The organism is Nostoc sp. 2RC, from assembly GCF_014222165.1.
GTDB classification, from domain to species: domain Bacteria; phylum Cyanobacteriota; class Cyanobacteriia; order Cyanobacteriales; family Nostocaceae; genus Nostoc; species Nostoc linckia.
The window spans coordinates 1-3,126 of record NZ_JACKZU010000577.1 but is presented as its reverse complement, the minus strand read 5'-3'; the positions used below and the strand labels follow the sequence as shown (position 1 = coordinate 3,126).

Sequence of the window (3,126 nt, the reverse complement as noted above, 5' to 3'; positions counted from 1 at the left end):
GGTAAAGGGTAAAGGGGTAAAGCGATAAATTTAACCTTTCCCCCTTACCCCTTTCCCTTTCACCTTTCACCTTTCCCTTTCCCCATGCCCAATTCCCAATTCCCCTTTTTCGACATTCAAGTTATAATGAGAAAATGGACTTTTTAGCCTCTGCCAAGAGTTTTAACTTTTAGAGCAGGTCGGTGAATCGGGAATCGCTCTGAAGAATTTTCAAGATCTGCTTAATTTCCTGTGTACGTTCTTTTTTAACAACGAGGGTGACGTTGCGATCGCGCACAATCACCACATCATCTAAACCAATAGTAACAACTACATCCTCTGGATTTGAAGCATAAATAATTGCTCCCTGGGTATCTAGTCCTACGTGGGTAGCAAGTTCTACATTGGAAGTCTGTTCTGTTTTCAGTAACCGTTCGATGGCATTCCAATCTCCTAAATCATCCCAGCCAAATTCAACCGGCAAGACGTATGCTAGACTTGTCTTTTCCATGAGTGCATAGTCTATACTCTTCTTAGGTAACTGGGGATAGATATCAGACCCCTGTTGTTGTAATGGTTCGATGATTTCTGGAGCATGGGTGTGTAGTTCCTTGAGAACAACTCCTGCCCGAAAGACGAACATACCACTATTCCAGCTAAAACGTCCCGTAGATAAAAAAGTTTCTGCTATTTCACGGTTGGGCTTTTCAGTAAAGCGGTTGACGTGATAAGCTGGCAACTCATTAAAGCTACCTATTTTTTCACCTTGTTCAATGTAACCGTAACCGGTTGATGGAAAAGTAGGCTTGATCCCCAATGTGACGATGGCTTCTGTGCTTGTTGCCAGTTGCACAGCTGCACTTAATGTGTGTGCAAAGGCTTCTTGGTCAGCAATCCAGTGGTCAGCAGGGAAAAAGCCAATAACAGCGTCTTCTCCATAACGTTGTTTGATTTCTAAACTTGTCCAAGCAACGGCGGCTGCGGTGTCTCTTCCTTCTGACTCAATTAGTAAGTTCTCAGGTGGTAGATCGGGTAATTGTTGTCGTACCCCTTCAGCTATCTGACTAGAAGTGATAACCCACAAGGAATTCCAACTGCCTGTAAGTTTTAACAAGCGATCGGCAGTTGCTTGTAATAAGCTTCTAGAGCTACCATCAAGACTTAAAAATTGTTTGGGTCGGTCTCGCCGACTTAAAGGCCAAAAACGTTCACCTTTACCACCAGCAAGGATTACAGGGAACAATAAAGTATTCATGTTGTCATACACGTCTACTGAAGAACATTACAAGTTTACAGTGAGGTTTTCCACTGGCAATATTTGTAGCTTGCATTAACATACTTTTAGGGAGTGGTTGAGTGGGGAGATAATTGTGATAAAACAAGTCGAATGGTCGGAAAATCAGGTCACATCTGGGCAAGTAGTATTTGAAGATGAAGTGCGATCGCCGGAACTCGAACATCCGGAAAATCAAGCAGCACTTCCATTAGTAGTAGACCCCCAAGAAGAGGTCGAACTCAAAACGCCAGCAAATAACCGTAGCGTTGTCGAATCGGTGGGTGCAATTCCCAATCAGCTCTATGAGAGATTGGGCTTGACAATGCCTCGATGGCTGTTATGGTTCATGACGATTGTTATCGGCATCATATTATCCGGTCTGCTGGTGTCAACGTTGGCGTTGTGGACTCCTTTATGGAGCAATTTAGACCGAGCAGATGATGATTTAGGAACTGGTACTAAGGACGAACAAAAAGTTCCATTACCAGGGGAATTATGGAGCAAACTTTCTCAGTACAAACTTTCACGACCGATGAATATCCTCATTATGGGGATTGAACCAGTCAGTGGTACTGTTGATGGTTCCCCAGAAAGCTTTGCTGGTAAAAGCGATTCTATGTTGCTGGTACGGCTCAACCCCAATGAAAAATCTGTACGGGTGCTTTCTATCCCCAGAGATACGATGATTGCGATCCCAGAAAAGGGAGAAAAAGGCTTAACTAAAGTATCTGACGCCAATGCCCAAGGCGGGCCAGTCTTGGCTGCACGGGTAGTTAGCCGGACTTTAAATAATGCCCCAATCGATCGCTATATTCGCATCTCCACCAGCGGTTTACGCCAATTAGTCGATCAATTAGGTGGAGTTGAAGTCTTTGTTCCCAAATCAATGGAATATAAAGACTCTAGCAGCCAGATGTCAATTAATTTAGTTAGTGGCTGGCAAACACTCAACGGCGAACAAGCAGAACAATTTGCCCGGTTCCGCGAACCAGGTTTGGGAGATCTACCAAGGGTGCAGCGTCAGCAAGCACTCATCGCAGCCTTGCTGCAACGCCTCAATAGCCCCACCCTTTTACCCAGGTTGCCTCAATTAACTCGCCTGATGCGAAAATACTTTGATACCAACCTGAAAATGGAAGAAATGATGGCGTTGGTAAACTTCGGTCTTAACTTAGATCGAGATAACTTCCAAATGACTGTTTTGCCTGGTACCTTTAGCCGCTTTAGCAAAGATCCTGATAGCTATTGGCTGAACATGACCGGACAACAAAGCCTATTGAATGATTATGTCGGGGTAAATGTACCTGGTCTAAAACCAGATACACGTCAGGTTCCTAACCTCAAAATTGCTATTCAAAATGCTTCCAATCAACCTGAGCTAACTGAAAAAGTTATTGCTTATCTTAAACAGAAAGGCTTTACTAAAATTTACAAAGTTCCTGATTGGCCAGATAACCAACGTCAAACTCAGATTATTGTGCAAAAAGGTAACCGACGAGTTGGAACTGATGTGCAACAAATCTTAGGTTTGGGTCAAATCGAAGTAGCGGCCATTGGTGATTTAGAATCTGACCTCACAATTCGTATTGGGAAAGATTGGAAATAATCATTGGGCAAACAGGGCATTGGGCATTGGTAATTGCTAAATAAAAAAGCATAAATTACAAAGTCTAAAGTATGAGTTGGGGAAACCTCAGCTCATATTTTGTAAGATAGGACAACAGACTAATGACTAATCAATACGATTCGGTTAAAGGGGAAAGGGGAAAGGGGAAAGGGGAAAGGTTTCAAATACATCCAAATCCCCTTACCCCGGTTGGTGAGCTTGTCGAACCATTAACCTTTTCCCAGACCACAAGGGAAGTTCATAC

2 protein-coding genes are annotated in these 3,126 nt (G+C 43.3%); one reads left to right on the top strand and one right to left on the bottom strand.

Going from position 1 to position 3,126, the window contains the following annotated elements; translation table 11 throughout:
- Nucleotides 1-169: 169 nt before the first annotated feature.
- A complete protein-coding gene (locus tag GNE10_RS33320) occupies nt 170-1,234 on the bottom strand; it encodes a mannose-1-phosphate guanylyltransferase (protein ID WP_185570328.1) in 1,065 nt (354 codons plus the stop codon).
- 115 nt (nt 1,235-1,349) lie between these two features.
- On the opposite strand from GNE10_RS33320, the gene GNE10_RS33315 reads away from it, so the two are divergent.
- A complete protein-coding gene (locus GNE10_RS33315) occupies nt 1,350-2,861 on the top strand; it encodes an LCP family protein (protein WP_185570327.1) in 1,512 nt (503 codons plus the stop codon).
- The last annotated feature ends 265 nt before the right edge of the window (nt 2,862-3,126 follow it).